We start from the raw sequence: 22,587 nt of genomic DNA on the forward strand, positions 1-22,587 counted from the left end.
AGGCTGTTCTCCGAACCGGTGTCCACCGGCCAGCGCCGGTAGTCGGAGTTGCCGCCGAGCGGGTCGACGCGAATCACGTCGGCGCCCAGCTGGGCGAGCGTCATCCCCGCCGACGGGCCGGCGACGAAGCTGGCGAACTCCACGACCCGCAACCCGTCCAGCGGGCGCGCATTCTCCGACAAGGTCGGCCTCTTTCGTCGAGATAGATTCTGGGTGCGAGGCTACGCTTGGCTCTCCGTCCGGGTTGTAGACCGGGCGGTCACGCTGAAGTCAACCGAACTCGGTGCGGATCGCCTCGGTGTCGGCGCCGAGCGCGGGAACCGAACCGGAAACCGTGTCCCAGTGCCGGGCCGCGGCGGGCGGCTTCAACGCAGGCACCGCACCGCCGGGCGTCCCGACATCGCGCCAGCGGTCACGCGCCCGGAGCTGCGGATGCTCGACGAGGTCGCCGACACGGTTGAGCCGCGCGTTGCCGATCCCCGCTTCGTCGGCGGCGGCCTGAATATCTTGGAGACTGCGCCCAGCGCACCACTGCGCCACCGCGGCGTCGAGATCCCCGCGGTGCTCGACTCGATCGGCATTGTGCGCATAGCGCTCGTCAACCGCGAGATCCGGGCGATCGATGATCGCGCACAACCGCTGCCATTCGCGATCGCTGGTAGTGCCGAGCACGGCGGTCTGACCGTCGGCCGTCGGGTAGGCGCCGTAGGGGACGATCATCGGCGAGCCCATCCCCACCGGATCCGCGTCGACGCCGGCGTGGATGTACTGGTTGAGGACCGGCCCCATGAACTCGGCGACGACGTCGAGCATCGAGATCTCGACGACGGCCCCGCGGCCGGTTTTCTCCCGCTCGTACAACGCAGCGAGGACGGTCGAGTAGACGTACATCGCCGTGCCGCAATCGGCGATCGGGATGCCCGGCTTCGCGGGATGGCCCGGTGTACCGGTGATCGTGCAAGATCCGCCCTCGGACTGGACCAACATGTCGTAGGCCCGCTTGTGGTCGAGCGGTCCACCCTTCCCGTAACCGGAGACATCGACGACGATGAGCCGCGGATGCGCGGCCGCCAGCTCGTCGAGACCCAGCCCGAGACGGTCGATGGCGCCGGGAGCCAGATTGCTGACGAAGACGTCGGCCCTGTCGAGGATGCCGCGCAACACCGCGAGATCGGCATCGGACTTGAGGTCCAGCGCGGCGGACTCCTTGCCGTAGTTGAGCCACACGAAGTGCGCGCTCATCCCGTCCACCACGCTGTCGTAGTGACGAGTGGAGTCGCCGGTCCCGGGTTGTTCCACCTTGATGACCCGGGCTCCCAGGTCGGCGAGGTGCCGAGTCGCCAGCGGCGCCGAGATGGCCTGTTCCAGGGAGACGACAAGGATCCCGGCGAGTGGTTTGCTCACCAGCTCCACCAACCTCCCTCGCCATACACGTCCACGGTTGTCACGTCGTTCGCTCAAAGATCGCCGCAAGACCCTGCCCGCCGCCGATGCACATCGTTTCCAGCGCGTAGCGACCGTCGCGCCGGTCGAGTTCGCGCAGCATCGTGGACAGGATTCGGACACCGGTCGCGCCCACCGGATGGCCCAACGAGATACCGGAACCGTTGACGTTCACCCGGTCGAAATCGTCGGCGCCGAGCTCCAGCGCCGCGGTACACGCCAGCACCTGCGCGGCGAACGCTTCGTTGAGTTCGATCAGATCGAGGTCGCCGAGACCGATTCCGGCGCGTTCCAACACGGCCTTAGTCGCGGGAACCGGCCCGATGCCCATCCGGGACGGCTCGACACCCGACACCGCCCACGTGACCAGTCGCGCCAGCGGCCGCAACCCCAACGCCTCTGCCTTCTCCCGGGTCGTCACGATGCAGACCGCGGCACCGTCGTTCTGGCCGCTGGCATTACCGGCCGTGACCGTGGACTCGGCGTCGATCTTCGCGCGGACCGGGCGTAGCGCCGCAAGGGAGTCCATCGAGATGTCCGGTCGTGGATGCTCGTCCCGCTCGTGTGTGACCTCGCCCTTTCTCGTGGTGACGACGACCGGCACGATCTCGTCGTCGAACCGCCCGTCCTCCTGGGCCGCGACCGCTTTCCGATGCGAGTTGTAGGCCAATTGGTCCTGCGCTTCGCGAGCGATCGAGTACTCGGCGCGCAGATTCTCCGCCGTCTCCAGCATCCCGCCGTCCACCGGATGAAACTTCCCGCCAGCGGTCACCCTCCCCCGGTTGATGCGGTCGGACAGTTGGGTATCGAGACCGCGCAGCCCGAACCGCAGTCCCAGCGCGTAGTGCTCGGCCTGGCTCATGCTCTCCGCGCCACCCGCCAGAACGAGGTCGCAGATCCCGGTCTGCACGCGCATCGCCGCGTCGATCACGGCTTGCAGCCCGGATCCGCACCGGCGGTCGAGCTGCAAACCCGGGACGGAGACATCGAGCCCGGCGTCGAGGACCGCGACCCGCCCGATCGCCGGCGCCTCGCCGTTCGGGTAACACTGACCGAACAGGCAATCGTCGATGTCGCCACTGGCGATGCCGGTCCGCTCGACCAGCGCCCTGACCACCGTCGACGCCAGATCCGCGGTGGGCACGGTCGCCAACATGCCGCCATAGCGACCGACCGGCGTACGAATCGGCTCACAAATCACTGCATCGCGCACAACCGCCTCCGAGAACCCGGCGCCAACTTCTCAATGTTCGTAAAATATACTATGCGTACGAGCGACCAAGCGTCTCGCACCGCGCACGAACCTCCGAGAGGCAAACAATGGGCAGACTCTGCGATACCGCAGACCTAACCGATGTCCAGCGCGACATGCTGGTCACGATCCGCGCGTTCGTCGATGAGCAGATCCTCCCGGTCGCGACCGAACTGGAGCACCGCGACGAATACCCCACCGCGATCGTCGAGCAGCTCAAACAACTGGGCATCTTCGGGCTGACCATTCCCGAGGAGTTCGGCGGCCTCGGTGAATCGCTGCTGACGTATGCGCTGGTGGTCGAGGAACTCTCGCGTGGCTGGATGAGCGTGTCCGGCGTGGTCAACACCCATTTCATCGTCGCCTATCTGCTGCAGCAGCACGGTACCCCGGCGCAGCAGGCCGAGTACCTGCCCCACCTTGCCGCCGGAGAACTGACCGGCGCCTTCTCCATGTCCGAGCCGGCCCTGGGTTCCGATGTCGCCGCCATCACCACCACGGCGACGCGCGACGGCGACGACTACGTCATCAACGGCCAAAAGATGTGGCTGACCAACGGCGGTACCTCCAGCCTCGTCGCGGTCCTGGTCCGCACCCCGCTCGGCCACGAGCGCTCCCACCAGAACCTCACGACCTTCCTGATCGAGAAATCGCCGGGCTTCGGCGAGGTCGCTCCCGGTCTGACCATTCCGGGGAAGATCGAGAAGATGGGCTACAAGGGGATCGATACCACCGAACTCCTCTTCGACGGCTTCCGTATCGGCGCCGACCAAATCCTCGGCGGGGAACCCGGACGCGGCTTCTATCAGATGATGGACGGTGTCGAGGTGGGGCGCGTCAACGTCGCGGCCCGCGGCGTCGGTGTCGCTCATCGCGCCTTCGAACTCGGCGTCGCCTACGCACAGCAGCGGGAGGCCTTCGGCAAACCCATCGCCGAGCACCAGGCCGTGCTGTTCCGGCTCGCCGAGATGGGCACCAAGGTCGAGTCCGCTCACCAGATGGTCGTCCGGGCCGCGCGCCTCAAAGACGCCGGTAAGCGCAACGACCTCGAGGCCGGGATGGCCAAGTACCTCGCATCGGAGAACTGTCGCGACGTCGTCGAGGACTCATTCCGCATTCACGGCGGCTACGGCTTCGCGAAGGAGTACGAGATCGAACGGCTGTACCGGGAGGCTCCGATGCTGTTGATCGGGGAGGGCACCGCCGACATCCAGCGGATGATTGTCGGCCGCAGGCTGTTGGAGAACTACGCGCTATAGACCCACGACCGCCGAACCACCCGACTAGGAGACATCGATGCCAGAAGCCAGCCCGGCCATCGCGGGTCCCGAAGTGGACGCCGACGACTTCGCCCAGATCCGCGACTCCGTGCGTGAATGGGTCCGCACTCGGGTGGTTCCGCGTGAACGCGAGATCGCCGACAACGACGCCATCCCCGACGATCTGCGGCAACAGGCCAAGGACATGGGCTTGTTCGGGTACGCGATCCCGCAGGAGTGGGGCGGGTTGGGCCTCGACCTGGCCCAGGACGTCGAGCTGGCCATGGAACTGGGCTACACCTCGCTGGCCGTGCGCTCGATGTTCGGCACCAACAACGGCATCGCCGGACAGGTCCTGGTGAACTTCGGCACCGACGAACAAAAGGCCCAGTGGCTGGAGAAGATCGCCTCCGGCGAGGTCGTCGCCTCCTTCGCCCTCACCGAACCCGGCGCCGGCTCCAACCCCGCGGGTTTGCGCACCCGGGCCGTCAAGGACGGCGACGAGTGGGTGATCGACGGCGAGAAGTGCTTCATCACCAACGCCGCGACGGCGAACCTCTTCGTCACCTTCGCCCGCACCCGCCCCGCCGACGAGAACGGCCCCGGCATCGCGGTATTCCTCGTCCCGGCCGCCACCGAAGGCGTCTCGGTGGCCCCCCACGACGAGAAGATGGGCCAGCAGGGCGCCTGGACGTCGAACGTCTCCTTCAGCGGTGTCCGGGTGCCCGACTCTGCGGTCGTCGGCGGCGACGTCGACACCGGCTACCGAGCGGCGATGGTGTCGCTGGCCCGCGGCCGGGTGCACATCTCCGGCATGGCCGTCGGTGCCGCCCAACGCGCCCTCGACGAGTCGCTGCGCCACGTCGCCGTCACCACCCAGGGCGGCGTTCCCATCGGCGACTTCCAACTCGTCCAAGCCCACCTCGCCGACATGCAAACCGGCATCATGGCCGGCCGCGCCCTCGCCCGCGACGCGGCCGCCAAATGGGTGAGCGGCGAAGACCGCCGCATCGCCCCGTCGGTCGCCAAACTCTTCTGCACCGAAATGGTCGGGCAGGTCGCCGACAAGGCGGTCCAAGTCCACGGCGGCAGCGGCTACATGCGCGAGATGCCCGTCGAACGCATATACCGCGACGTCCGCCTCCTCCGCCTCTACGAGGGCACCAGCGAAATCCAGCGCCTCATCATCGGCGGCGGCCTGGTGAAGCAAGCCAAGCACGACGCCCAAGCCTGATACCGAGCATCGGACAAGAGAAACGGAGTTGTCATGTCTGACCTTCTCGCCGGCAAGACCGCCGTCATCACCGGCGGCGCCCAGGGCATCGGCCTGGCCATCGCCAAGCGCTTCGTCGACGAGGGCGCCAACGTCGTCCTCGGCGACATGAACGACGATGCCGTGGCGGCCGCCGCGGCCGGGATCGGCGGCGACGTCGCCATCGGCGTCGGTTGCGACGTGACCTCGTCCGACGACATCGCCAAGCTGCTCAAAGCGTCGGTGGACCGCTTCGGCACCCTCGACGTGATGGTCAACAACGCCGGCATCACCCGCGACGCCACGATGCGGAAGATGACCGAGGAACAGTTCGACCAGGTGATGAACGTGCACCTCAAAGGCACGTGGCTGGGCACCAAGCTGGCCGCGGAGATCATGCGGGAACAGGGCAGCGGCGCCATCGTGAACATGTCGTCGATCTCGGGCAAGGTCGGCAACTTCGGCCAGACCAACTACTCGGCGGCCAAGGCCGGCATCGTCGCGTTGAGCAAGGCCGCGGCGAAAGAGGTCGCCGCCAAGGGCATTCGGATCAACGCGATCCAGCCCGGTCTGATCCGCACGCCGATGACCGAGGCGATGCCCGAGCAGGCGTGGGAGTCGAAGATGGCCGAGATCCCGATGGGCCGCGCCGGCGAGCCGGACGAGATCGCCAAGGTCGCCGTCTTCCTGGCGTCCGACCTCTCCTCGTACATGACCGGAACGGTCCTGGAGGTTACCGGCGGAAGGTACATGTGATGGCCGGGTTCTCCGACTGGGAACCGCACACCGTCGTCTCCACCGAACTCCTCGACCCCGGACCGGTGGCCGCCCTCGCCGCACTCTTCGACGACGGTCTCCCCGTCCCCGGCCCCGGCGATCCGCTGCCGACGCTCTGGCACTGGGTGGCGCTGCCGCGCTGGGCGCCGTCGTCGCGACTGAGCATCGACGGCCACCCGTTCCGCGGCTCCTTCCTGCCGCCGGTCGAGCTGCCGCGCCGCATGTTCGCCGGCGGATCGGCAACTTTCGACGGGGAGCTGCGCGTCGGTGACGAGATTCGCCGCGAGGCCAGCGTCGAGTCGGTGACTGAAAAGCACGGTCGCAGTGGGCGACTCGTCATCGTCGTGACGTCGACGACCCTGCTCGCCCCCGACGGAACCCCCGCCGTGATCGAGAAGCAGAACATCATCTACCGGGAGGCCGCCGGTACATCCGGCGACCAATCGCCGTCGCCCGCCGAACCCGCGGCGATGACGCCGGCCGGCCCGCCCATCGTCCACGCCGGGGACGGTCGGTGGGAGTTCCGCACCGATCCGACGCTCCTAATGCGGTTCTCCGCGGCGACGGCCAACGCGCATCGCATCCACTACGACTGGCCCTACGCGACCGGCGTCGAGGGTTACCCGGGCCTCGTCGTACACGGTCCGCTGATGACACTGGCGCTGGCCGAGACCCACCGCTTGGCCGGCACCAGCCGGGTCACCGCGCTGGCGCACCGGAACTCCGCGCCTCTGTTCTGCGGACAATCGGCACAACTGGTGGCCACACCGACCCCTTCAGGAACTACCGTCGAACTACTGGGTCCCGGCGGCAGCGACGCCGGGGCGCACACGACTGTCGAACTGGAACTCGCCTGAACCGCTAGGAGCCACCATGTCCCGTACGTTCACCTCCCTCGACGAAGCACGCGCCGCGATCGGCGAGGAGATCGGCCCGAGCTCGCCGCTGGTCATCGATCAGGAGCGGATCAACGCCTTCGCCGACGCGACCGGCGACCACCAGTGGATCCACGTCGATCCCGAGCGCGCCAAGGCCGGCCCGTTCGGCACCCCGATCGCGCACGGCTTCCTCACGCTGTCGCTGATCCCACTGTTCGGTGCCGACCTGTTCAACCTCGATTTCGGGGGCGCGCGAATCAACTACGGCGCCAACAAGGTCCGCTTTCCGTCGCCGGTGCCGGTGGACAGCTCGCTGACGGCGACGGCGACCTTCACCGATCTGAGCGAGAGTGCGGCGGGTGCCGTGCTGACCGTGAAGTACGTCGTGTCCGCCGACGGCGCCGCCAAGCCGGCGTGCGTCGCCGAGACACTCGTCGTCATCACCCCCTGACGGCGTGTCAGCGGCTCACCGTGCCCAGAATCTCGCCGACCGTGCCCACTTTTGCGCCGACCGTGCCCAGATTTCCGCCGACCGTGCCCAGAATCTCGCCGACCGTGCCCGCCTTTGCGCCCACCGTGCCACGACGGTGGCTATTAGCTACTCAAGATCTGCTTTGCTCGGAGCTCCGCTTGCAAGGAGAGGGCCGCTTCGCGCGCACTGTCCGGACCGCCGGCCGAGGCGAGATGGGCATGCAGTCTGGCCTTCGCCGCGTACCACTCCGAGATGACATCGGGGGCTGCATCGGGGGAAGGGCGCGCGACCGCCAGCTGGGTCATCTCACTGACTACGTTCACTGCCCATCGCCTTCTCACTCTGACGTGCGATCTCGCATACGGTCGTTGACAAGCGTGATCGTCAAGCGGTAGATCGGGCTCCTCCCCCTGGTCGGGGGTGAGTCGATCCCGGATGAATCCTGCCAGCGCAAGATCGCGAGATAGTCAAGAAAGTTGAACACTCCAGTAGCGCTTTGTTATCTAGTGTGATTCCTGAGGTTGGCGAGTACCAATCCGCCGCTAACGCCTGTCGGATGATTCATCGTGCTGGTCGTGCGCTCCGTAGTCCGGCGCAAGCCGGCGCGGTGGCGATTGGGCACGATCGCCGGAAATCTGGGCACGGTCGCCGAAAAAGTGGGCACGGTCGGCGAGATTCTGGGCACGGTCGGCGAGATTCTGGGCACGGTCGGCGAGATTCTGGGCACGGTCGGCGAGATTCTGGGCACGATCGGTGGCACGTCGGGCTCGGGTGTGATCACGGACTCTCTGCCCAGAGCCCCTGCTTGGACAACTGTGAGACGAGTTCGTCGGCGCCGGACATGATGTGCGCGCGCATGAGTTCGGCGGCGAGTTCACCGTTGCGCGATGCCAGCGCGTCGATGATGCGCGGATGCGCCTCCATCGTGTCGTCGTTGTGGCCTTCGATGTCGTTGTAGAAGCGGTTCGGCAGCTGCTTGACGATGCCGCCGAGCATCATCGCCAACCGTCGCGAATCCGCGGCGAGATTGATCGTGCGATGAAAGTCGTGGCCGCAACGGACGGTCGTCTCGTGGTCTCCACGTTCTAGCGCCTTCTGGTGCAGATCCAGGACTTCGCGCAGGTGGTCCAGCTCGGCCTCGGAAATCTTCTCGGCCGCCCGCTGGGCAAGTTCTCCGGCGAACGCCGCCTGTGCCCAGAACAGGTCGCGCACGTCCTGTGGACTGAACGCGCTCACCACGAACCCGCGCCGCGGCACCAGCTCGACGAAACCCTCACCGGCGAGGATCAGCAGCCCTTCCCGAACCGGCGTGTTGCTGACACCGACCGCAGCGGCGATCGGCTCGGTGCGCAGGAATTCGCCGGGGAGCACGCTGCCGGAGATGATCAACTCGCGGACGTACGCCGCCACGTCCTCGGATAGTTGCTGTCGCGCACCAGAAGGACGGGGCAAGGCCCCATAGGTCTCCACCACCCGCTCAACCTTTCCCTTGGGCTGCAAGCTTTATCCATTATGCCGAATCTGCCGGCTGCTGGGGCCGGTGCCGCACCGGAAGTGACCTGGTTGATCCGGTCGAACTGTGCTGTCAGATGCCCTCGAACGTGGCCGCCAGCCCCTGGCCGCCGCCAACACACATGGTCGCGAGTCCGGTGCCGCCCCCGCGACGCTGCAGTTCGTGCAGCATCGTCGTGACCATCCGGACGCCGGTCGCGCCGATCGGGTGTCCGAGCGAGATGCCCGACCCGTTGACGTTCACCCGGTCCTGGTCGTCCCAGCCCCAGCCCTTGAGTACGGCGAGCACCTGGACGGCGAATGCCTCGTTCAGCTCGACGACGTCGGTGGCGTCGAGCAGCCCGCCGACGGTCGTGCCGGCGCGCTGTGCGAGCTTGGTGACGGCGGGCACCGGTCCGATGCCCATCCGGGCCGGGTCGCAACCGGCAGCTGCCCAACCGGTGAGGAAGCCGATCGGCTGCAGGCCCAGGGACTCCAACCGGTCTTCGGCGACGACGAGCAGCCCCGCCGCCGCGTCGTTCTGCTGGCTGGCGTTGCCCGCCGTGACGGTCCCGTCGGGCATGATCGTGCGCAGCGTCGCGAGCGACTCCGGGGTGGTGTCGGGCCGGATGCCCTCGTCGCGCGCGAACACGACGGGATCGCCTTTGCGCTTCGGCACGGTAACCGGCACGACCTCGGCGTCGAACTTTCCGGCATCCCAGGCCGCCGACGCGCGCCGATGGCTGCGGGCGGCGTAGGCGTCGGCTGCCTCACGGTTGATGCCGTAGTCGCTGGCGAGGTTCTCCGCGGTCTCGATCATCCCGGAGATCTTGCCGAACCGGTCCTCCGGCTGGGACCGCTCGCGGCCCCGGTCGAGCCGGTCGTAGAGCACCGAATTGCCGCTGCGCGCACCCCACCGCTGCGTCGTCGAGTAATACTCGATCCGGCTCATCGATTCGACGCCACCGGCCAAGACAACATCGGCAGCGCCGGTCTGCACCATCATCGCCGCGGTCACGATGGCCTGCAGCCCGCCGCCGCAGCGGCGGTCGAGTTGCATGCCGGGCACCTCGATCGGCAGCCCGGCGTGCAGCGCCAGCCACCGGCCGACGCACGGCACCTCCGAGTTGGCGTACGACTGGGCGAACACCACGTCGTCGATGCGTCCCGGGTCGATGCCGGAACGTTCGACCACGGCCCGCACCACGGTGGCCCCCAGGTCTTCGACGGGCAGGTCCTTGAGCGCACCGCCGAACGTGCCGACCGGGGTGCGCAGCGGGGCGACGATGGCCGCGCGGCGCAATCCTTGGGCTGTCATCTGTCAGTCCTCTCAGATCTTGTTGCGGGCGATCAGCTGCGCCGCGATCACGTTGCGCTGGATCTCGTTGGTGCCCTCGCCGACGATCATCAGCGGGGCGTCGCGGAAGTAGCGCTCGACGTCGTATTCCTTGGAGTAGCCGTAACCGCCGTGCACGCGGATCGCGTCGAGCGCGATCTCCATGGCCGTCTCGGAGGCGAACAGCTTGGCCATGCCGGCTTCCATGTCGGCGCGCACGCCGTGATCGAGCTTGTCGGCGGCGTCGACGGTGAGCAGCCGCGCGGCCTGCTGCTTGGTCGCCATGTTGGCGAGCAGGTTGCCGACGGACTGGTGCTTCCAGATCGGCTGGCCGAAGGACTCGCGCTCCTGCGCGTATCTGGTGGCGGCTTCCAGCGCGGCCTGCCCGACGCCGAGCGCGCGGGACGCGACCTGGATGCGGCCGACCTCCAGCCCACGCATCATGTGCGCCCAGCCCTTATTCGGCTCCCCGCCCAGGACGGCATCGGCGGACACCTTCATGCCGTCGAACACCAGCTCGCAGGCCTCGACGCCGCGATAGCCGAGCTTGGGGAGCTTCTTGGAGATGGTGAAGCCCTCCCCCGGCTCGACCAGAAGGACGCTCATGCCCTTGTGCGCCGGCTTGGCGGCGCGGTCGGTGAGGCACAGCAGTCCGAATAGACCGGAGTGCGCCGCGTTCGAGATCCACGTCTTCGACCCGTTGATGACGTAGCCGTCACCGGACGGTGCCGCATTGGTGCGCATCGCCTGCAGGTCGCTGCCGCCACCGGGCTCGGTGAGCGCCATGGTCGCGCGGATCTTTCCCTCCGCCATCGGCACGAGGTACTTGTCCCGTTGCTCCTGGGTGCCGAAGGTCTTGATCAGATAGGTGATCACCGAGTGGCCGCCGATCGCGCCCGCCAGGCTCATCCAGCCCCGGGCGAGTTCCTCGCACACGCGGGCGAAGCAGGCCATGCTGACGTCGACGCCGCCGTATTCGGCGGGAGCGAGAAGGCCGAAGAATCCCAGCTCCTTCATCTCCTCGATGAATGCCTCCGGGTACACATCGGGCTCGTCGAATTCCCGCACGTTCCCGACGACCCGCTGGTCGATGAAGTCGCGCACCAGCGCGACCATCTCTTCTTCGTCCTTGGTCAGCGCCATGCGCCACCGTCCTTGAGCTCAATCATCTCCCGTGAATTGTATATAATACGCAGCACCTCGGCGCTCGCAGCCTGCCGCCGATCTCACCACTCTGAACACGGCAGAGTTTTAGAAGCCGCCGTCGAGGAACTCCGCGTAGGCGGGCAGGTCGAGCTGGCCGTGTCCGGACAGGCCGATGACCACGACCTCCTCGTTGTCGCTGTCGGCGACGCGGGCGGCACAGGCCGCGATCGCGTGCGTCGATTCCGGCGCAGGCACGATCCCCTGGGTGCGGGCGAACTGCACCCCGGCGGCGAAGGCGTCGTGCTGGCTGATCGCGACGCCCTCGACCAGGCCGAGTTCGACGGTGTGGCTCAACGCCGGCGCCATCCCGTGATAGCGAAGGCCGCCGGCGTGGATCGGGTCGGGGACGAAGTCCATCCCGAGGGTGTGCATCTTCAGCAGCGGCGTCAGCCCGGCGACGTCGCCGTGGTCGTAGCGGTACTCGCCCTGCGTGATCGACGGACACGCGGCAGGCTCGGCCGCGACGATGCGCGGGCTGGACCGGCCGTGGATCTTCTCGCGGATGAACGGGAACGCCAAGCCGCCGAGGTTCGATCCGCCACCGGCGCAACCGAAGACGATGTCGGCGCCGTCGGGCTCCACGCGGTACAGCTGCTCGACGGCCTCCTGGCCGATGACGCTCTGATGCAGCACGACGTGATTGAGGACGCTGCCCAGAGCGTAACGGGCCGCCGGGTCATTGGCCGCGACCTCGACGGCTTCGCTGACCGCCATCCCCAGGCTGCCCGTTGTATCCGGGTCTTTGGCGAGCATGGCCCGGCCGGACTCGGTGAGGTCCGACGGGCTCGGGTGCACCGTCGCCCCGTAGGTCCGCATCAGATAGCCGCGGTAGGGCTTGGAGTCGTAGGAGGCCCGCACCTGCCACACCTCGACGTCGATGCCGAACTGGGCGCCGGCAAAGGCGAGCGCACTTCCCCACTGGCCGGCACCGGTCTCCGTCGTCAGCTTGGTGACTCCGTCGACGTAGTTGTAATAGGCCTGCGCGACAGCGGAATTCGTCTTGTGGCTGCCGACCGGGCTGACGCCTTCGTACTTGACGTAGATCCGCGCCTTGGTGTTCAGCGCCTCCTCGAACTTGCGAGCGCGCAGCAACGGCGACGGCCGCCACATCTTGTAGATCTCCCGCACTGCTTCGGGGATCTCGACATACGGCTCGCTCGCCACCTCCTGCGCGATGAGTCCCATCGGGAAGAGCGCGACGAGATCGTCGGGACCGACCGGCTCCTTCGTGCCGGGGTGCAAGTGCGGCGGGATGGGTTCGGACAGCTCGGCGGCGAGGTTGTACCAGTGCGTCGGCACGTCGACGACGACGATGTCGGACGTTTCGGTTGCGGTCATGGGGGCCACTGTAGGCCAGCGTCACCGGGCCGAGTGCGGGTTTCACCCGGGACGAGAAGCCCTCAGTCCGGCAGCATCGGGGCGTCGTCGCCGTGGTGGCGTCCGACGAGCCGGCCGCGGGTGACGGCATCCCGGCCGTATCGGGTGCGCAGATCGTCGATCGCCACGTCGAGTTCGGCGTCGTGATCCTCCTCGAAGGGCAGGACCAGCTGGACCGCGTCGTAGGAGCACAGGTTCGTGAGCGACAGCCCGACGAGGGTGCAGCCGCGCTCGCGGATGAGGGGCAGTGCCTCTTCGAACAGTCCGCGGGCGACGGCCAGAACCACGGCCGTCGAGTCGGTCGGCTCACCGATCGAACGGGAGCGCGTCACCCGTTCGAAGTCGTCGAAACGTAGTCGCAGCACCATGGTTCGACACAGCCGCCGTGCCGTGCGCAGCCGCTTACCCAACCCGTCGACGATGGCGATCAACGTCGCCTCGATGTCGTCTTCTGACTTGATCCGGCGCCCCAGTGCGCGTTGGGCCCCGATCGACTTCCGCCGGCGTCCCGTCTCCACCCTGCGCGGGTCCCGCGCCATGGACAGCGCGTACAGATGCCTGCCGGCGCCCGGCCCCAGCAGCCGGCCGAGATGCTGCTCGCCGAGCGCGGCGAGGTCCCCGACCGTCGCAATCCCGGCGTCGGCCAGACGCGCCTCGGTCTTGGCGCCGACACCCCACAGGCGTCGCACCGGCAACGGGTGGAGGAAATCGAGCTCGCCACCCGGCGGCACGACGAGCAGTCCGTCGGGTTTGCCCACGGCGCTGGCCACCTTGGCGAGGAACTTGCTGCGCGCGGCCCCGACGGTGATGGGCAAGCCGACTTCGTCGCGGACCCGCTCGCGCAGGCGGGCGGCGATCTGCTCGGGCGTCCCGGCGATCCGGCGCAGCCCGCCGACGTCGAGAAAAGCCTCGTCGACCGAGATGCCCTCGACGACCGGTGTGGTGTCGTGGAAGACCTCGAACACCGCGCGACTGGCCTCGACGTAGGCGGGGAACCGGGGCCGCACGACCGCGGCCCGCCCCCGGCACAGGACCCGCGCCTCCCGACCGGGCATGGGGGTGCGGACGCCGAGCGCCTTAGCCTCGTAGCTCGCGGCGAGGACGACGCCCCCTCCGACCAGCACGGGCCGGCCTCGCAGGGTCGGGTCGTCGCGCTGCTCGACCGACGCGTAGAAGGAGTCCAGGTCGGCGTGCAGGATCGATGCCTCGCTGCGTTCACCCGGACCGATTCTCATTCCGGAATGGTGTCACCCGGGTCGGACACGGACCCGTACAAAAACGTCGCCCAGGGCCGCCGTGATGGACGATATGACCACGACGGGCCGCTACGAGGACGATTTTGGCCGGCTAGGCCGCGTACCCGACGATGGCCCGCGCGAACCGGAGGTTCTCGGCGACGATTTCGTCGGGGGTCATCTCGCCGTCGGACCGGTACCAGGTGGACACGCCGATGCACATCGTCGCGATCGCGCGGCCGGCCCCGCCAGGGGACGACGTGGCGAAGTCCCCGCTGGCGATCCCGGCGACGATGATGTCGTCGACCATGTGCTGCAGCCGGTCGCGGTAACCGATATAGGTGGCCCGGTAGTCGTCGTTGATGCTGCGGATCTCCGATGAACCGATGAAGGCCTGCTTCTGGCGGAACATGTGAAAGCGCAGCAGCGCCTCGACGATGGCGTCGAACTGCCCGACCGCGTCCGGCCCGGCCTCGGCGACCGCGCTCTCGCACCGTTGCAGCAGGTCGAGCATGGTCAGCTCCATCAGCCCCTGCAGCAAGGACTGCTTCGACGGGTAGTGGTGATACAGGCCGGGGACCGACAGATTGGCCCGCGAGGCGATCTCCCGGACCGAGGTGCCGTGGTAGCCGTGTTCGGCGAAAGCCTCCAGCGCCGCTTCGAGCGGCGCAGGCAGGGAGCGGGGGGCGTACTCCCGCCACGCACCCCTCGCGGAGTCGGCGGCGGGTGCGGAATTAGCCACCGAGAAGCAGCTCGGTGCAGGCGTCGATCAGCTCGTCACGCTTCATCTGGACCCGGTCGTCGAGCCACGCCGCCAGCAGGTTGGCCAACCCCCCGACCCGGTAGTAGGCGGCCGCGACGTCGGCGGGCGACGCCGTGTGGTGCGCGCCGGCGGCGGACTGGGCGGTTATCGCGGCCAACTTCTGGGTGGCGGCCAGCCGGCGGGTCGCCAGCGTCGCCGACACCAGCGTCGGCGAGAACAGCAGCCGCCCCTTGCGACGGTCGCCGTCGATCACGGCGACGATGGCGGCGACGGCCTCGCGGACCCGATCGCGAATATTGGTCCGCCGGGAGAACGCCTCGCTGGCGTTCACCATGATCTCTTCGATGACCCGGTCGTAGGTCGCCGCCACCAGATCGTCGGCCGACGCGAAGCTCTCGTAGAAGTAGCGCGCCGTCAGCCGCGCCTCCCGACACACCCCGCGAACGCTGATCGAACCGCCGTCGCTGGACCCGAGGGTTTCCAGCGCGGCGTCCAAGAGCTGTTGGCGACGACGGGCGACGCGTTCGTCGCCGTGTTCGCCGGCGTACGTACGCAGCGCGGTCATTGACTGGGAAGGCATGCCTTCCATTGTGTCATCGACGCCGACGAGGGCAACGGCGTTCCGGCCACGCGCCCCACGCGCCGTCGGATCGGCATACCCGGGACCCACGGTACTGGACAACGACGGGCGGCAGGCGTTCAATGCGAAGTGGGCACGGTCGTTGTCAGTCGGCGACGCCCGGGTTGCAAGGGAGCAACACATGACCGCATCGACCAGCGCGACGACAATCGAGACGCCCGCGCGGATGAGCCGGGAGGAACGCGACGCGCTGCAGGCCGCCAACCTCAAGATGTACGCACCAGGGATCTTCGCCGGCATCGCCAACGTCATCATGCAGCTCGCCAACGCCCCCGTCGGCCGCGGGGTCGTGGAGAGCAAGGTCGAGTCGGGCAGCGCCTTCAAGCACCCGATAAAACGCGCCCGCACCACCGCCACCTACCTGGCCGTCGCCGCGATCGGCACGCCCGAGGACCGCAAGGCCTTCCGCGACGCGGTCAACTCGGTCCACCGTCACGTCCGGTCGACGAGCGAGTCGCCGGTCTCCTACCACGCGATGGACCCCGAGCTGCAGAAATGGGTCGCGGCCTGCCTGTACAAGGGGTGGGAGGACACCGTCCGACTCAACGGTTGGCCGTCGGACCTCACCGAAGAGGCCTACCGGCAGGGTGCGGTCATGGGTACGACGCTGCAGATGCCGTACGAGATGTGGCCCGCAACCCGCGCGGACTTCCAGCAGTACTGGGATGAAACGGTCGCCCGGATCGAGATGGATCCCGAGGTGCGCGACTATCTCGCCCGGCTCGCACGCGTCGCCAACCTCGGGCCGGTCGTCGAGGCGCTGTTCGGCTGGTTCTCCGAGGCCATGACGATCGGCTACCTGCCCGCCGAGTTCCGCGACATGATGCGGCTGCATCCGACGCCCGCCCAGAAGAGACTGTTCGAGGCCATGACGTTGGTCGGACGCACCACCGGCCGAGTCACCCCGCAGGCGATCCAGCAGCTCCCCTTCCGGTTGCTTCTCGTCGACGTCCGACTGCGCCGTCGCCTCGGCTTACCGCTGGTCTAGCTGCCATCCGTTGACAACGCCCTCGCACCGGCGTTGAATTAAGTGATAACGAACGTTGTCACACCAAATCCGTTCGGCAGGTGGGACAATCGGCCATAGAACGAGGAGCGACCATGACTGCAATGACGCACGTCCCCGCCGACCAACGCCCCAAGCGGATGTCCCGCGACGAGATGGATGCGCTGACGTCGCCCGACATCAACCTGTACATCGCCGCCCTGCTGGCCGGACCCGCCAACGTGGTCATGCAGCTCGCCAACGTGCCGGTCGGCCGCGGCGTCGTGGAGAGCAAGGTCGAGTCCGGCAACATCCTCAAGCACCCGGTCAAGCGGACCCGCACCACCCTCACCTATCTCGCCGTCGCCGCCATCGGGACGCCGGAGGACCGCAAGGCCTACCGCGAGGCGGTGAACTCCTCACACCGCCAGGTCCACTCCACCCACGATTCGCCGGTCAAGTACAACGCGATGGACCCGAAGCTGCAGCTATGGGTGGCGGCTTGTCTCTACCGCGGGTGGGAAGACATCGCGCGGCTCTACGGCCGCCCCTCCGACCTCTCGGAGAAGACCTACCGGCAAGCCGCGACGATGGGCACGACACTGCAAATGCCCTACGAGATGTGGCCGGCGACCCGCGCGGACTTCCAGCGGTACTGGGACGAGACCGTCGCGGGAATCGAGATGGACCCCGAGGTGCGCGCCTACCTCACCAAACTGGTCAAGCTGACCTTCACCGGCAAAGTGCCGGCCTTCCTCTTCGGCTGGTTCGGCGAAGCCCTCACCCTCGGCTACCTGCCGCCGGAGTTCCGCGACATGATGCGGCTGCACCCGACCCCGGCGCAGCAGCGATTCTTCGCCGCGCAGAACGTGGTGCTCCGGGCGGCGACGCGGCTGACGCCCAAACCGTTGCAGGAGTTGCCGTTCCGGCTGCTGCTGGCCGACGTCCGCCGTCGGCAGCGGACCGGCCGCCCGCTGGTCTAGTCGACCTTCTTCAGCGCTCCGCGGTCCAACGCGGCCACGTCGGTGTGGCCGGACAGTCCGACGGTGAGGTCAAGTTCGGCCGCGATGTTCGCCAGGACGTCGCGCACTCCCGCCTCGCCGTCGATGGCCAGGCCGTACATGTGCGGCCGACCGATACAGGCGGCGTCGGCGCCGAGTGCCAGCGCCTTGAACACATCCGCGCCGGTGCGGATCCCTGAATCGACCAGGACTTTCGTACGCCCCGCGACCGCGTCGACGACGTCCACGAGCGCGTCGATGGACCCGATCGATCCGTCGATCTGGCGTCCGCCGTGGTTGGAGACGAGGACTCCGTCGACGCCTAGGTCGACGGCCTGCCGTGCATCGTCGGGGTGCAGCACGCCCTTGAGCACGATCGGCAAACTCGTCCGCTCCCGCAGTCCCTCGATGTCCGACCAGGACAGGCTCGGACGCGAATAGATCGACAGGAAGGTCTCGACCGCGGCGCGCGGGTGCTTGTCGACCAGGTTGCGCCACCAGCTGCCCGGCGCGTTGCGGGCGATCGACACCAGCGTCTTGATCGCCCCGACCGACGGTTTCGGCTGCTGCGCATCGGGGTCGGGGTTGCGCACCTTCTCGTCGACGATCGCCCGGAAACGCTCGTCGCGGGTGTACTGGGCGATGCCCTCGCCGCGCGCGAACGGCAGCGACCCCAGGTTCAGATCCTGGGGACGCCACCCGAGCATGGTGGTGTCGAGGGTGACCGCGACCGCGGCGGCACCCATCGCCTCGGCACGCCGCAGGAAGCTGTCGACGAGATCGTCGTCGACCGACCAGTAGAGCTGGAACCAGCGGGGCGCACCCAGTGTGACCGCGTCCATCGCCGCCGCGACGTCCTCCATCGCCGCGCTGCCCTGGTTGGACAGGATGTAGGGCAGGCCCAGCGCCGCGGCGGCCTTGCCGATCTCGACGTCGGCGTCGCGCTTGACGAGTCCGCCCGCCCCGACCGGGGACACGAGCAGCGGAGCAGGCAGCGTCTGGCCGAACAGCTCGATACTCAGCGATCGCTGCGAGGTGTCGCGCAAGACCCGGGGCACGATGGCCCACCGGTCGAGCGCGCGCCGGTTGGCGCGCATCGTCTCGCCCTCCCCGGCACCCCCGGCGATGTAGGCCCATGCCTTCTCCGACATGGCGTCGCGCGCGCGGCGCTCGAGTTCGGCGAAATCGGTGGGGATCTTGGGGCGGTGGTCGGCTATGCCGGCCCGATAGATGGCGTCTTGGCGTGCGCGTCCGAATCCCTGATCCACGTGGATCAGCCTAGTGTCACCGGGCACCTGGCATCGCTTCGCCCGCGAAGACGGTGCGCCAGTCGTCGCGGATGCTCGCCACCGTCCACCCGCGGTGCGCGGCCTGCTCGAGCGCCTGCTCGGCGCCCGCAATGTAGTCGAATTCGCGGTCGGGGTCGTCGTGACGGACGAGCACGCCCAACGACGGCCGGGATCCGGCCGTGGCGTATTCCAGCATCTGCAGATCGCCGTTGGAGTTGCCGACGGCCAGGATCGGCCGCCGGCCGATGTGGCTCCAGATGGCGACCGGCTTGCCCGGCCCGTCGTCCATGAACTCGAACTTGTCGGTCACCGCGATGTCACCGTCGCCGTAGGTGACGCCGACGCTGCTCCCGACGACCCGCTCGGGCGGTATCCCGTAGAGCTCGCCGGTGACCGGGCGCATGAAGTCGCGGCCGCCACCGGACACGATGTAGTTGGTGAACCCGTTGGCCTCGGTGTAGCGCAGCAGTTCGATCATCGGCGCGTAGCCGCACGCCCGGTACGGCCGGTCGAGGGTCGGGTGCGTTCCGTCTGCGAAGAACGCGGCGACCCGACTGGCGAACTCGTCGGTGGTGGCCGCGGCATTGGCCTTCAGCAGCGCGGCCGCCATCGTCTTCAGATCACTGTCGTCACCGTTGTAGTGCTTCTCCACCGCGTTGCCGAACCACGCCAGATCGCCCGACTGCGCTGCGGCATATGCGGGGTCAGTGGCGAGCGACGGATCCGCGGCGACCTGGTCTGCCGCGCGTCGGACCAGGTAGTCGAGCTGGATGTACGCGGGCTTCTCGCACCACAGCGTGCCGTCGTTGTCGAAGACCGCGACCCGCTCGTCGACCGGTACCGACTGTGCCGAGCCCTCGACGAAGTCGACGAGCGCGGCCTTCGCCGCTCCGTTGTTCCACGATTCGAGCACCGTACTCCACCACCCTCGGGTCGTCCTACTGCGACTCTAGAACGCCCGGCGATCGGCCCGGACGTCGTTAACCCGCCGGGGGTGGTTCAGTCCCGCACGAGGTAGAAGTAGAAGTGCTTGTCCCGCACCAGCGGCGACTTGCCGTTCATGATGCCCATCAGTGTGCGGTCATCGACGCGTTTGAAGTGGTCGATGACCGCCTGGCCGTCGTAGACCATCGACGCCGTGACCTCGCCGCGGAACTCCACATGCCACAGACTGGCCTCGCCCTTGCCGAGTTCCTTGTTGGAGTACAGTTCGCCGTCGGCGCCTCGGCAGACCAACGGCTGGACATCGGTCGGCGAGATGAAGTTCTTGCCGTACCAGCCGACCTGCTCCAACTGACCGTCCATCGGATGCCCGGTCGGCAGCTCACCGCCGCGCCACGAACCGAGGATCTCCTCGACCCGCACGGTCGGAAGCTGTGCCCACAACTCGTCGAGCGCCTCGGCCGAATTCAGGTCGCCGGAATCGATCCGGGCCAGGATCTGCCCGGCGGCGTCGACCTCAGGCACTGACCGCCGCCGGCTTCTCCACCGTGCCGAACACCATCGATTCGGTGATGTCGTAGCGCCGCGCGTCGTAGGCGTCGAGTACCAGGTTGTGCCGGACCACCCAGGGCTGCGTCCGAGCCGCCTTCGGGATGTTGCCCTGTGCGCGCTGGACGTAGCCCGAGTCGAGCTCGAGCAGCGGGGCGTCCTCGAGGATCGCGCCGCCGGTGCTCGGGTACGCGTGGGTGTAGCCGCGTTCGCGCATGTGCGCGATCAGCTTGGCCACCGCCTGCGCGGTGAGGTCGACGCGCAGCGTCCACGAGGCGTTCGTGTAGCCGACGGCCCACGCGAGGTTGGGCACGTCGTTGAGCATGTAGCCGCGGTAGGCGTACTTTTCGCCCGGCTTCTGCTCGACGCCGTCGACCGAGAGCGCCGCCCCGCCCATCGCGACGAGTTCCAGGCCGGTCGCGGTGACCACGATGTCGGCGTCGAGGTGCTTGCCCGACTTCAGGTCGATCCCGTTCTCGGTGAACGTCTCGATCTGATCGGTGACGACCTCGGCCTTGCCCTTGCGGATCGCGGTGTACAGGTCACCGGCCGGGATCACGCACAGGCGCTGGTCCCACGGTTCGTACTTCGGCTTGAAGTGCACGTCGACGGGATAGTTCTTCGGCAGCTGGAACTTCGCCATGCGCCGCAGCGTCCGGCGCGACAGCTTCGGGAACAGTCGGCAGTACTGGTAGAAGGCGTAGGTGCCCAGCGCGTTGCGCACCCGGATGAGGTGATGGGCAGCCTTCCCCGGGAGCACCTTGAGGGCGACCTTGGTCATCGGGTCGTCCCACGGCAGCGACAGCATGTAGGTGGGCGAACGCTGCAACATGGTGATCTTCTCGACGTCGTCGGCCATCGACGGAATCAGCGTCACGGCGGTCGCGCCCGAGCCGATCACCACCACCTTCTTGCCCTGGTAGTCGAGATCCTCCGGCCAGAACTGCGGGTGCACGACCTGCCCCTTGAACTTGTCGATGCCGGGGAAGTCGGGCTCGTAGCCGCGGTCGTAGCGGTAGTAGCCGGCGCAGACGTAGAGGAACCGTGCGACGTACTCGCGCTTCTTGCCGCCGACCTCGGTCTTCACGGTCCACAGGTCGGTCGAGGTGTCGAAGTCGGCGGATACGACCTTGACGCCGTAATCGATGTGCTTGTCGATGCCGAAGTGCGCCGCCGTGTCCTGCAGGTACTCGCGGATCTCGTGGCCGAGGGCGACGGTGCGGGTGCCCTTCCACGGGTACCACGGAAAGCTGAGGGTGAAGATGTCGGAGTCGCTGCGCACGCCCGGGTACCGGAACAGGTCCCAGGTGCCACCGATCTGGTCGCGCTGCTCGACGATCTTGTAGGTGAGGTCTGGGTTGCGCTCGGTCAGCCGGTAGGCGCTGTCGATGCCGGACAGGCCGGCGCCGACGATGAGGACGTCGAGGACGTCGGTTTTCGTAGCGGGCATGAGTTTCTCCCTCGATCGGTGCTCTGCGAATCGTAGCCCAATGTGACAATCCACATTGTCATACCCGTGGGGTCGCCCGCCTAGCTGGCGGCCTTCTTGGCTGCCGCCTTCTTCGCGGGCGCCTTCTTAGCAGCTGCCTTCTTGGCGGCCTTCTTCGCCGGCGGTTTGGCGCCCTGCGCAGCCGACGACTTCGCGGGGCCGGCCCGGTCTTTCACCGAGGCGCGCAACGCGGCGAGCAGATCCGCGACCTCGCCGTCGTCCGCCGGTGCCGGCGCGTCATCCTCGGTGAACGCCGGCGTCCCGCCCACCTTCGATTCGATGAGCTTGCCCAGCTCCTCGGTGTAGGTGTCGGAATATTCGTCGGGTTCGAAGTCGTTGGCCATCGTCTCGATCAGCGACTTGGCCATCTCCAGCTCCTGGTCGCGGATCTCGACGTCGGAACCGAGGAAGTCGAAGTCGGGTTTACGCACCTCGTCGGGCCACAACAGCGTCTGCAGGGTCATCACCCCGTCGACGACGCGCAGCGCGGCCAGGCGCGTGCGGTTGCGCAGCGTGAAATTGGCGATGGCCAGCCGGTCGGTGCTCTCCAGCGCCCTGGTCAGCAAGACGTAGGCCTTCGGCGATTTCGACGACGGCTCGAGGTAGTAGGGCTTGTCGAAGTAGATCGGGTCGACCTGCTCGGCCGGCACGAATTCCAGGATCGAGATCTCCGGGCTGCGCGTCACCGGCAAGGTCGCAAGGTCCTCCTTGGTGAGGATGACCGTCTCGCCCTCCTCGGATTCGTACGCGTTGGCGATGTTCGAGAACTCGACCTCGGTATCCGTTCCCTCGCGCACACGCTTGTACCGAACCCTCGTACCGTCCTTCGCATCGACCTGATGCGACTTCCGATCGTGGCTCTCCGTCGCCGAATACACCTTGACCGGCACGTTGACCAGGCCAAAGCTCAGATCGCCGTTCCAGATCGAGCGCATGACCCCAATTGTGCCA

The 22,587-nt window shown here is 67.7% G+C and carries 22 protein-coding genes; 7 read left to right on the forward strand and 15 right to left on the reverse strand.

What is annotated here, in order from left to right:
* From GOARA_RS15810 to GOARA_RS15820, 3 genes are all read right to left on the reverse strand, one after another.
* Positions 1–182 (reverse strand): CoA transferase (locus GOARA_RS15810; protein ID WP_007323418.1); only part of this gene is annotated, 182 nt, incomplete at its 3' end.
* Between the two features lie 88 nt (positions 183–270).
* Entirely contained in the window at positions 271–1,404 is a 1,134-nt protein-coding gene (locus GOARA_RS15815) for a CaiB/BaiF CoA transferase family protein (RefSeq protein WP_040523757.1), read from the reverse strand.
* 40 nt (positions 1,405–1,444) lie between these two features.
* Positions 1,445–2,656, reverse strand: coding sequence for an acetyl-CoA C-acetyltransferase (locus tag GOARA_RS15820; protein WP_007323420.1), 1,212 nt, complete (start codon positions 2,654–2,656; stop codon positions 1,445–1,447).
* Between the two features lie 107 nt (positions 2,657–2,763).
* On the opposite strand from GOARA_RS15820, the gene GOARA_RS15825 reads away from it, so the two are divergent.
* Genes GOARA_RS15825 through GOARA_RS15845 form a run of 5 tightly spaced genes read left to right on the forward strand, consistent with a single transcriptional unit; the run spans position 2,764 to position 7,312 of the window.
* Positions 2,764–3,954 carry an acyl-CoA dehydrogenase family protein gene (locus GOARA_RS15825; protein ID WP_007323421.1) on the forward strand — a complete coding sequence of 397 codons (1,191 nt, stop codon included), beginning with the start codon at positions 2,764–2,766 and terminating at the stop codon, positions 3,952–3,954.
* A 37-nt stretch (positions 3,955–3,991) separates the two neighbouring features.
* Positions 3,992–5,188 carry an acyl-CoA dehydrogenase family protein gene (locus GOARA_RS15830; protein WP_007323422.1) on the forward strand — a complete coding sequence of 399 codons (1,197 nt, stop codon included), beginning with the start codon at positions 3,992–3,994 and terminating at the stop codon, positions 5,186–5,188.
* A gap of 33 nt (positions 5,189–5,221) precedes the next feature.
* A complete protein-coding gene (fabG, locus tag GOARA_RS15835; protein WP_007323423.1) occupies positions 5,222–5,962 on the forward strand; it encodes a 3-oxoacyl-ACP reductase FabG in 741 nt (246 codons plus the stop codon).
* On the forward strand, positions 5,962–6,840 hold the full coding sequence (locus tag GOARA_RS15840) for an HTD2 family dehydratase (protein WP_007323424.1): 879 nt from the start codon (positions 5,962–5,964) through the stop codon (positions 6,838–6,840). The genes fabG and GOARA_RS15840 overlap by 1 nt, the downstream gene beginning before the upstream one ends.
* Before the next feature lie 16 nt (positions 6,841–6,856).
* Positions 6,857–7,312 (forward strand): MaoC family dehydratase, encoded by a 456-nt coding sequence (locus tag GOARA_RS15845; RefSeq protein ID WP_007323425.1) that lies wholly within the window; start codon positions 6,857–6,859, stop codon positions 7,310–7,312.
* A 798-nt stretch (positions 7,313–8,110) separates the two neighbouring features.
* Here the strand turns inward: GOARA_RS15845 and GOARA_RS15855 are convergent.
* The 7 genes from GOARA_RS15855 to GOARA_RS15885 form a co-directional block, all read right to left on the reverse strand.
* Positions 8,111–8,743 (reverse strand): GntR family transcriptional regulator, encoded by a 633-nt coding sequence (locus tag GOARA_RS15855; protein ID WP_245548443.1) that lies wholly within the window; start codon positions 8,741–8,743, stop codon positions 8,111–8,113.
* Between the two features lie 175 nt (positions 8,744–8,918).
* A complete protein-coding gene (locus GOARA_RS15860; protein ID WP_007323428.1) occupies positions 8,919–10,142 on the reverse strand; it encodes an acetyl-CoA C-acetyltransferase in 1,224 nt (407 codons plus the stop codon).
* 12 nt (positions 10,143–10,154) lie between these two features.
* The gene (locus tag GOARA_RS15865) at positions 10,155–11,303 is read right to left on the reverse strand and encodes an acyl-CoA dehydrogenase family protein (RefSeq protein WP_007323429.1); all 1,149 of its coding nucleotides are present in this window, start codon (positions 11,301–11,303) and stop codon (positions 10,155–10,157) included.
* 108 nt (positions 11,304–11,411) lie between these two features.
* On the reverse strand, positions 11,412–12,704 hold the full coding sequence (locus tag GOARA_RS15870; RefSeq protein WP_040523714.1) for a TrpB-like pyridoxal phosphate-dependent enzyme: 1,293 nt from the start codon (positions 12,702–12,704) through the stop codon (positions 11,412–11,414).
* Positions 12,705–12,766: 62 nt separating this feature from the next.
* Positions 12,767–13,978, reverse strand: a complete 1,212-nt coding sequence (gene dinB / locus GOARA_RS15875) for a DNA polymerase IV (RefSeq protein WP_007323431.1) — start codon at positions 13,976–13,978, stop codon at positions 12,767–12,769.
* A gap of 112 nt (positions 13,979–14,090) precedes the next feature.
* A complete protein-coding gene (locus GOARA_RS15880; protein WP_007323432.1) occupies positions 14,091–14,720 on the reverse strand; it encodes a TetR/AcrR family transcriptional regulator in 630 nt (209 codons plus the stop codon).
* On the reverse strand, positions 14,713–15,321 hold the full coding sequence (locus tag GOARA_RS15885) for a TetR/AcrR family transcriptional regulator (RefSeq protein ID WP_007323433.1): 609 nt from the start codon (positions 15,319–15,321) through the stop codon (positions 14,713–14,715). Before GOARA_RS15885 ends, GOARA_RS15880 begins: the two co-directional genes overlap by 8 nt.
* A 181-nt stretch (positions 15,322–15,502) precedes the next feature.
* On the opposite strand from GOARA_RS15885, the gene GOARA_RS15890 reads away from it, so the two are divergent.
* Both GOARA_RS15890 and GOARA_RS15895 read left to right on the forward strand, forming a co-directional pair.
* Positions 15,503–16,369, forward strand: coding sequence for an oxygenase MpaB family protein (locus GOARA_RS15890; RefSeq protein ID WP_007323434.1), 867 nt, complete (start codon positions 15,503–15,505; stop codon positions 16,367–16,369).
* Positions 16,370–16,482: 113 nt separating this feature from the next.
* Entirely contained in the window at positions 16,483–17,349 is an 867-nt protein-coding gene (locus tag GOARA_RS15895) for an oxygenase MpaB family protein (RefSeq protein ID WP_007323435.1), read from the forward strand.
* On the opposite strand, the gene GOARA_RS15900 is transcribed toward GOARA_RS15895, so the two are convergent.
* From GOARA_RS15900 to ku, 5 genes are all read right to left on the reverse strand, one after another.
* Positions 17,346–18,635 (reverse strand): alpha-hydroxy-acid oxidizing protein, encoded by a 1,290-nt coding sequence (locus tag GOARA_RS15900; protein WP_040523719.1) that lies wholly within the window; start codon positions 18,633–18,635, stop codon positions 17,346–17,348. The genes GOARA_RS15895 and GOARA_RS15900 overlap by 4 nt on opposite strands.
* 16 nt (positions 18,636–18,651) lie before the next feature.
* Positions 18,652–19,569, reverse strand: coding sequence for an HAD family hydrolase (locus GOARA_RS15905; RefSeq protein WP_007323437.1), 918 nt, complete (start codon positions 19,567–19,569; stop codon positions 18,652–18,654).
* An 86-nt stretch (positions 19,570–19,655) separates the two neighbouring features.
* Positions 19,656–20,096 (reverse strand): DUF4334 domain-containing protein, encoded by a 441-nt coding sequence (locus tag GOARA_RS15910; protein WP_040523764.1) that lies wholly within the window; start codon positions 20,094–20,096, stop codon positions 19,656–19,658.
* Positions 20,097–20,115: 19 nt separating this feature from the next.
* On the reverse strand, positions 20,116–21,597 hold the full coding sequence (locus GOARA_RS15915) for a flavin-containing monooxygenase (RefSeq protein WP_007323439.1): 1,482 nt from the start codon (positions 21,595–21,597) through the stop codon (positions 20,116–20,118).
* Between the two features lie 80 nt (positions 21,598–21,677).
* Complete coding sequence (gene ku, locus GOARA_RS15920) at positions 21,678–22,571, reverse strand: non-homologous end joining protein Ku (RefSeq protein ID WP_007323440.1); 894 nt, start codon at positions 22,569–22,571, stop codon at positions 21,678–21,680.
* Positions 22,572–22,587: the final 16 nt, after the last annotated feature.

This window comes from Gordonia araii NBRC 100433 (genome assembly GCF_000241265.1).
In the GTDB taxonomy this organism is placed as follows: Bacteria; Actinomycetota; Actinomycetes; order Mycobacteriales; family Mycobacteriaceae; genus Gordonia; species Gordonia araii.

Bases quoted from the DNA above. Each gene is read 5' to 3' on its own strand.
- GOARA_RS15825 (WP_007323421.1), top strand. From the start codon at position 2,764: ATGGGCAGACTCTGCGATACCGCAGACCTAACCGATGTCCAGCGCGAC.
- GOARA_RS15830 (WP_007323422.1), top strand. From the start codon at position 3,992: ATGCCAGAAGCCAGCCCGGCCATCGCGGGTCCCGAAGTGGACGCCGAC.
- fabG (WP_007323423.1), top strand. From the start codon at position 5,222: ATGTCTGACCTTCTCGCCGGCAAGACCGCCGTCATCACCGGCGGCGCC.
- GOARA_RS15840 (WP_007323424.1), top strand. From the start codon at position 5,962: ATGGCCGGGTTCTCCGACTGGGAACCGCACACCGTCGTCTCCACCGAA.
- GOARA_RS15845 (WP_007323425.1), top strand. From the start codon at position 6,857: ATGTCCCGTACGTTCACCTCCCTCGACGAAGCACGCGCCGCGATCGGC.
- GOARA_RS15860 (WP_007323428.1), bottom strand. From the start codon at position 10,142: ATGACAGCCCAAGGATTGCGCCGCGCGGCCATCGTCGCCCCGCTGCGC.
- GOARA_RS15865 (WP_007323429.1), bottom strand. From the start codon at position 11,303: ATGGCGCTGACCAAGGACGAAGAAGAGATGGTCGCGCTGGTGCGCGAC.
- GOARA_RS15870 (WP_040523714.1), bottom strand. From the start codon at position 12,704: ATGACCGCAACCGAAACGTCCGACATCGTCGTCGTCGACGTGCCGACG.
- dinB (WP_007323431.1), bottom strand. From the start codon at position 13,978: ATGAGAATCGGTCCGGGTGAACGCAGCGAGGCATCGATCCTGCACGCC.
- GOARA_RS15885 (WP_007323433.1), bottom strand. From the start codon at position 15,321: ATGCCTTCCCAGTCAATGACCGCGCTGCGTACGTACGCCGGCGAACAC.
- GOARA_RS15890 (WP_007323434.1), top strand. From the start codon at position 15,503: ATGACCGCATCGACCAGCGCGACGACAATCGAGACGCCCGCGCGGATG.
- GOARA_RS15895 (WP_007323435.1), top strand. From the start codon at position 16,483: ATGACTGCAATGACGCACGTCCCCGCCGACCAACGCCCCAAGCGGATG.
- GOARA_RS15915 (WP_007323439.1), bottom strand. From the start codon at position 21,597: ATGCCCGCTACGAAAACCGACGTCCTCGACGTCCTCATCGTCGGCGCC.
- ku (WP_007323440.1), bottom strand. From the start codon at position 22,571: ATGCGCTCGATCTGGAACGGCGATCTGAGCTTTGGCCTGGTCAACGTG.